This window comes from Nocardia brasiliensis NBRC 14402 (assembly GCF_000308475.2).
Classification (GTDB): Bacteria; Actinomycetota; Actinomycetes; order Mycobacteriales; family Mycobacteriaceae; genus Nocardia; species Nocardia brasiliensis.
The window spans coordinates 66780-73407 of the sequence record NZ_BAFT02000044.1 but is presented as its reverse complement, the minus strand read 5'-3'; the positions used below and the strand labels follow the sequence as shown (position 1 = coordinate 73407).

Annotated in this window: 6 protein-coding genes; 5 read left to right on the top strand and 1 reads right to left on the bottom strand. The window is 68.2% G+C overall.

Annotated elements, in window-relative coordinates:
• The first annotated feature begins 48 nt into the window (after positions 1-48).
• The gene (locus TY25_RS14250; RefSeq protein WP_042256510.1) at positions 49-2328 is read left to right on the top strand and encodes a molybdopterin guanine dinucleotide-containing S/N-oxide reductase; all 2280 of its coding nucleotides are present in this window, start codon (positions 49-51) and stop codon (positions 2326-2328) included.
• A 54-nt stretch (positions 2329-2382) separates the two neighbouring features.
• Here the strand turns inward: TY25_RS14250 and TY25_RS14245 are convergent, their stop codons facing one another.
• The gene (locus TY25_RS14245) at positions 2383-2967 is read right to left on the bottom strand and encodes a CGNR zinc finger domain-containing protein (RefSeq protein ID WP_042256485.1); all 585 of its coding nucleotides are present in this window, start codon (positions 2965-2967) and stop codon (positions 2383-2385) included.
• 174 nt (positions 2968-3141) lie between these two features.
• Here TY25_RS14245 and TY25_RS14240 point away from each other — a divergent pair, with 174 nt between their 5' ends.
• The 4 genes from TY25_RS14240 to TY25_RS14225 all read left to right on the top strand — a co-directional run bounded on the left by TY25_RS14240 (position 3142) and on the right by TY25_RS14225 (position 6626).
• Positions 3142-4314 (top strand): epoxide hydrolase family protein, encoded by a 1173-nt coding sequence (locus TY25_RS14240; protein ID WP_042256484.1) that lies wholly within the window; start codon positions 3142-3144, stop codon positions 4312-4314.
• A gap of 320 nt (positions 4315-4634) precedes the next feature.
• Entirely contained in the window at positions 4635-5015 is a 381-nt protein-coding gene (locus TY25_RS14235) for a VOC family protein (RefSeq protein ID WP_042256483.1), read from the top strand.
• 73 nt (positions 5016-5088) lie between these two features.
• The gene (gene lexA / locus TY25_RS14230) at positions 5089-5739 is read left to right on the top strand and encodes a transcriptional repressor LexA (RefSeq protein ID WP_042256482.1); all 651 of its coding nucleotides are present in this window, start codon (positions 5089-5091) and stop codon (positions 5737-5739) included.
• Between the two features lie 23 nt (positions 5740-5762).
• Positions 5763-6626: an NAD-dependent protein deacetylase gene (locus TY25_RS14225; RefSeq protein WP_042256481.1), complete on the top strand. Its 864-nt coding sequence runs from the start codon at positions 5763-5765 to the stop codon at positions 6624-6626.
• Positions 6627-6628: the final 2 nt, after the last annotated feature.

Sequence of the window (6628 nt, the reverse complement as noted above, 5' to 3'; positions counted from 1 at the left end):
GGATTCGGTGGCACCCCGTTTGTCGGCGAGCCCGGTTACGGTGAGTCGGTGACCACGCATCTGACGCATTGGGGAGCCTTCGAGGCGGACAGCGACGGTGAGCGGCTGACGGCGGTGCGGCCGTGGCGCGAGGACCCGGAGCCGATGTCGTTGATCGACAATGTGGCTTCCGCGCAGCATCATCCGACGCGGGTCGATCAACCGTATGTGCGGCGGGGGTGGCTCGAGCACGGGCCGGGCGCGCCGGGGCGGGGCGCGGAGCCGTTCGTGCCGGTGTCCTGGGAGACCGCGCTCGAGCTGTTGTCCGGCGAATTGCGCCGGGTGTATCGCGAGCACGGGGCGGAGTCGGTGTACGGCGGGTCCTATGGGTGGGCGAGCGCGGGACGGTTCCATCATGCGCAGAGTCAGGTGCACCGGTTCCTCAACTGCCTCGGCGGGTACGTGTATCACGTCAACAGCTACAGCCTGGGTGTGTCGCAGGTGCTGCTGCCGTACGTGATCGGCGATCTCGGCTGGGTGATGCAGCAGGCGACCTCGAAATCGGTGCTGGCCGAACACACGGAGCTGGTGGTGGCGTTCGGCGGGCTGTCGCCGAAGAACGCCGCGGTCTCGCCGGGCGGGGTGTCTCGGCACAATACGAGAGGCTGGATCGCGGCCGCGCGGGCGCGCGGCTGCCGCTTCGTGTCGGTCTCGCCGTTGCGTGACGATATTCCGGCCGAGGCGCAGGCGGAGTGGATCGCGGCCCGGCCCGGGAGCGACGCGGCGCTGATGTTGGCGCTGGCGCAGGTGCTGGACGCGGACGGGTCGGCGGATCGTGAGTTCCTGGACAAGTACACCGTCGGCTACGACCGATTCCTCGGCTATGTGCGCGGGGACGCGGACGGGATCGTGAAGTCGCCGGAGTGGGCCACGCCGATCACGGGGTTGGCGGCCGAGCAGATCCGGTCGCTGGCGCGGGAGATGGCGGCGGCGCGGACCCTGGTGACGGTCAGCTGGTCGCTGCAGCGGGCGCAATACGGTGAGCAGCCGCTGTGGTTGGGTGTGGTGCTGGCGGCGATGCTCGGCCAAATCGGCTTGCCCGGTGGTGGTTTCGGGCACGGGTATGGGTCGGCGGCGAGTCTGGGGGAGCCGGCGCGGGCGTTCTCGCCGCCGCGGCTGCCGCAGGGCCGCAACCCGGTGACGACGTTCATCCCGGTGGCCAGGATCGCCGACATGCTGCTCGAACCCGGTCGGCCGTTCGAGTACAACGGTCAGCGTCTGGTCTATCCCGATATCCGGCTGGTGTACTGGTGCGGCGGGAATCCCTTTCACCACCACCAGGATTTGGCCCGCTTGCGGGACGCGTTCACCCGGCCGGAGACGGTGGTGGTGCACGATCCGTTCTGGTCGGCGACCGCCCGGCACGCCGATATCGTGTTGCCCTCGACGATGTCGATCGAGCGCGACGATTACGGCGCGGGCGAGAACGACCGGGTGTTCTTCGCGATGAAGGCGCTCACCCGGCCGCACGGTGAGGCGCGCGACGACTACGCCGTCTTCGTCGATCTGGCCGAGCGGCTCGGGGTCGGCAAGGAGTTCGGCGAGGGGCGCACGGTCGAGCAGTGGCTGCGGCACCTGTACGAGCAGTGGCGGCTGCGGTTCGCCGAGCATGCGCTGCCCGATTTCGACACTTTTTGGGCGAGTGGGCAATTGGAGTTGCCGATCCCGGACCCGGACCAGGTGCTCGGGACGCAGTTCCGGGCCGATCCGGAGCGGTTCCCGTTGGGCACACCCACCGGCAAGATCGAGATCTACTCCGAGACCATCGCCGGTTTCGGCTATGCCGACTGCCCTGGGCATCCGGTGTGGCTCGAGCCCGAGGAATGGTTGGGGGCGCCGGATGTCGCGGAGTTCCCGTTGCAGTTGGTCGCGAATCAGCCGCGGTCGAAGCTGCACAGTCAACTCGACGTCGGCGAGTTCAGCCGGTCCACGAAAGTTGCTGGGCGCGAACCGGTTCGGTTGCATCCGGAGGACGCGGCCGCGCGTGGACTGCGCTCGGGCGACGTGGTGCGCCTCGTCAGTCGGCGTGGCAGCTGTCTGGCCGGGCTGGTCGTCGACGACGCGGTCCGTCCCGGTGTCGCGCAGCTGTCGACCGGTGCCTGGTACGACCCCGACCCCGCCGATCCGACCTTCTGCCGGCACGGCAACCCTAATGCTCTGACGCCGGACCGGCCCTCCTCGACGCTGTCCCAAGGCTGCACCGGGCAGTTGTCTCTGGTGGAGGTCGAACGGTATGCAGGTGCCGTTCCGCCGCTGACCGTCACGCAGGCACCTGAAATCGTTCGGTAGTGGTGCAACAGGTTTCGTGAGGGGCGCGGCCAAGCGCCCAGGGCTGCTTTGCGGTTATTCGCTGGTGTATTGCCGCTGAGGTGATTTGCGTTCGCCGGCGTTGAAACGCGCCTTCTTCTCGCGGTTTCCGCACGTGTTCATATCGCACCATCTGCGGGTGCGACTGCGGCTGGTGTCGAAGAAGGCGGCGCGGCAGGTCGGTGACGCGCACAGGGCCAGCCTGCCGTCGCGTGTCCCGGCGATGATGCTGATCGCGTCGGCGGCGATCACGCCCAGGGCATCGGTGACGCACGTGGGGGAGCTGAGTCGCCATTGCCGCGTGCCCTCGGGGGTCAAGACGGCCGTGGCCCGGCCCTGCGTGCTGCGCTCGTTGATGACCTGGAGGGCGGGCGCGGGGAGCGCTTCGTGCAAGGCGGCCGCCGTCGCGGCGGCGTGAATCGCTTCGCGCAGTTCGCGGGCGAGTTCGAATTGGTCGGGGGTGCAGGACTCCACGGGGAGGTCGTTCACCACCAGCCAGTCGACGAGTCGGCGCGGAGTGGGGATGCGTTCCAGGGGTTCGCCGCGGCGTTCCGACAGTGTCCCCGTGAAGCTGGTTGCCAGCACGTTACCGAGACGGAATTCGGGGAACCGAGCGCTCATGGAACCACCATAGACGGTTGCGGAGCCCGTTCGACGCATGTTAGAACCGTCGTAGCCGGTTCATGAACTGGCTAAGACGGTTCCAGGAGGAGGTCTCATGCCCGCATATCGTTTCGCACCCGACGCTGCACCCGTTGTTGGCGGCTCGGCAGCTCACGTCGCAGAGGTGGTCGCATGAACCGTCGAACCAGCGACGTGCACACGTTCGAAGCGCACGCCACCGAGGCCGACCTCGATGAGCTGCGCGCCCGACTCGCGGGCGCCCGGCTGCCGGAGCCCGAAACCGTCCATCGCGCCGCGCCCGGCCCCGGCCGCTGGGGCCAGGGCGTACCGCTCAAAGACCTCATGGAGGTCGTGGACTATTGGCGCACCGACTACGACTGGCAAGCGTTCGCAACGCGCCTCGACCGGATCGGCCAGTTCCGCACGACCATCGACGATCTGGGCATCCACTTCCTGCACCGGCGCTCGGCGCGCGAGGATGCCACGCCCTTGATCATGACCCACGGCTGGCCGGGCAGCATCGCCGAATTCGTCGATGTGATAGACGAACTCGCGGATCCCGCCGATCCCGGCGCACCGGCCTTCCACGTCGTGGCCCCGTCGCTGCCCGGCTTCGGGTACAGCGACAAGCCCGCCGACACCGGGTGGGGCATCGAAAAGATCGCGGCCGCCTGGGTGCAGCTGATGGACCGGCTCGGCTACCCCGAATTCGTGGCGCACGGCGGCGATTGGGGCGGCGTGATCACCACTGTCCTCGCCGGGCGGTTCCCCGACCGCGTCCTCGGCATCCACACCACCCTCGCACAGGCACCGCCCGGGGCGACCGCCGACGGGCTGACGGCAGCCGAGCGCGCGTGGACCGAGGAGACCCGCGATTTCTGGGTTCATCGCGCGGCATACGCGAAGCAGCAGGCGGCCCGCCCGCAGACCATCGGATACTCGCTCGTCGACTCACCGGTCGGGCTGCTCGCCTGGATCCTCGACAAATTCGCCGAATGGACCGACACCCACGACAGCCCGTTCGAAACGATGTCCAGAGACCGGATTCTGGACGACGTCACCCTGTACTGGCTGACCAGGACCGGTGCGTCGGCGGCCCGCATCTACTACGAAAGCCACCACTCGCTCGACCCCGAACTCCGCGTCGACGTGCCCGCGGCCATCACCATCTATCCCCGCGACATCGAAAAGTGCCCCCGCCCATGGGCCCAGCAGCGGTACCGCCAGATCGTCCGCTGGCGGACCCCCGACGCCGGCGGCCATTTCCCCTCCCTGGAAGTCCCCGACTTCTTCGTCAAGGACCTACAGCAAGGCCTCGCCGCAGTCCTGGCCGCCACCCGCTGACTTTTCACTGAACCCGTTCGCCCACGAGGTCAACTCGACGGTCGGCCGCCGGGGGTCTGCGACCCCACGTGGGGTGCACACCGGTCGGGCCGGACCAGTGGATCGAGCCGCCTCTTTCGAACGCTTGCCACGTGCTGCTGGGTTCGGAGAGCCGGGTTGAGCAGACTCCGAGCGCGGCGATCTCGAACTCATAGCTTGCAGCAGGTGCGGTGTTGCGTTCGGTGATATGACCGTTGAGGTTGTGGTGCCGCAGTTGCACGCCTACCGGGTGAAGGTTATTGGGCTGCAATGGCACTCGGTGCACCGTTAGGCTCGCGCGCATGATTTTGCGGCATGTGAGCATCGACTGCGCCGACCCGTACAAGCTTGCGACGTTCTGGGCGCACGCTACCGGGTGGCCGGTGTCCGACGCGGACCAGGCGGGTGATGACGAAGTCTTGATCGAAGCGCCTGCTCCGGTACCGGGATTGCTGTTCATTCGGGTGCCGGAGGGCAAGACGGTGAAGAATCGCATCCACTTCGATTGGCTGCCGGACGAGCGCACCCGCGACGAGGAAGTGGACCGGCTGCTCGCCCTCGGCGCCACGCTCTACGAGGATCACCGCACCGCGGACGGTCTGGGCTGGGCTACTCTGCTCGACCCCGAGGGCAACGAATTCTGTGTCGAGCGAAGCACATCCGAACGCGGCGGCACGGCCTGACCGTGGCGGGTCCGACACTCCCTGAATCGGCCTGTGCGGCGGACGGATCGGCGGTGACCTCTAGGATTCCCGCGTGACCTACGACGACCTCGAGCATCTCGACACGTCCAGGCTGCCGGAGCGGCAGCAGCGGATCCTCGCCACGATCCGGGATTGGGTGGTGCGGCACGGGTACGCGCCGAACTCCCGGCAGATCGGTGATGCGGTGGGGCTGCGGTCTTCGTCGTCGGTGTCGAAACATCTGAACAGCCTCGAAGAGCAAGGGTTCCTGCGGCGCAGCGAGACGATGTCGCGCCCGATCGATGTGCGGATGTTCCTGCAGGCGAGCGCGCCGCGGGAAACGAACGAGGACTCGGTGGCGGTGCCGGTGGTCGGCGATATCGCGGCGGGCACGCCGATCCTGGCCGAGGAACATTCCGACGACATGGTGACCATGTCGCGTCAGCTCGTCGGCCGCGGCACCGTGTTCGGGCTGCGGGTGCGCGGCGATTCGATGATCGATGCGGCGATCTGCGACGGCGACATCGTCGTGGTGCGTAAACAGAACGAGGCGCATTCGGGGGAGATCGTCGCCGCGATGATCGAGGGCGAAGCCACGGTGAAGGTGTATCGGCGGCGCAACGGGCACGTCTACCTCGAGCCGCGCAACCCCGCCTACCAGGTCATCGACGGTGACGAGGCGGTCGTGCTGGGCAAGGTGGTCTCGGTGATGCGGCGGGTCTGAGCGCCCGACGTACCCTGAACTGCATGCCCGACAGCACGTCACTTCGCGCGGACGTCGCACGGCCGGCCGAGGTGCTGGCCGGCCGGCGGATCGCCGTGCTCACCGGGGCCGGGGTGTCCACCGACAGCGGTATCCCCGACTATCGCGGTCCGGCCTCGCCGCCGCGCAACCCGATGACCTACCAGCAGTTCGTCGGCGATCCGGAGTTCCGGCAGCGGTATTGGGCGCGTAACCACGTCGGCTGGCGGCGGATGGACGCGTCACGGCCCAACCCTGGGCACCGCGCGCTCGCCGAGTTGGAGCGCATGGGTGTGGTGACCGGATTGATCACCCAGAACGTCGACCTGCTGCACACCAAGGCGGGGCAGCGCCGGGTCATCGACCTGCACGGCACCTACGCGCAGGTCCGGTGTCTGGGCTGCGCGGCCAGGATCTCGCGGATGGCATTGGCCGAGCAGTTGGAGGCGGCCAATCCCGGGTTCGCCGACGGTGTCACGACCGACGGGGTCGAGGTCGCGCCGGACGCGGACGCGGTGGTCGCCGACACCGCGGGTTTCCGGATGGTCGATTGCGCGCGCTGCGGCGGCATGCTGAAACCCGACATCGTGTACTTCGGCGAGAACGTCCCGAAGGACCGTGTGGCTGCCGCGTTCGACCTCGTCGACGCCGCGGACGCGCTGCTGGTCGCGGGCTCGTCGCTGACCGTCATGTCGGGACTGCGGTTCGTACGGCACGCGGCCAGGCACGGCAAACCCGTGGTGATCATCAACCGGGGCGAGACCCGCGGTGACGCACTGGCGACCTGCACCCTGGATGCGGGGTGCTCCGAAGCGCTGCCCGCGCTCGCGCAAACCCTCGGTGGTGTAAGGGTTTTCGCTGGAACCTAGTG

What these genes read in the sequence shown, in the direction of transcription:
- TY25_RS14245 (WP_042256485.1), bottom strand. Translation starts at nt 2,967, where the DNA reads ATGAGCGCTCGGTTCCCCGAATTCCGTCTCGGTAACGTGCTGGCAACC.
- TY25_RS14240 (WP_042256484.1), top strand. Translation starts at nt 3,142, where the DNA reads ATGAACCGTCGAACCAGCGACGTGCACACGTTCGAAGCGCACGCCACC.
- TY25_RS14235 (WP_042256483.1), top strand. Translation starts at nt 4,635, where the DNA reads ATGATTTTGCGGCATGTGAGCATCGACTGCGCCGACCCGTACAAGCTT.
- TY25_RS14225 (WP_042256481.1), top strand. Translation starts at nt 5,763, where the DNA reads ATGCCCGACAGCACGTCACTTCGCGCGGACGTCGCACGGCCGGCCGAG.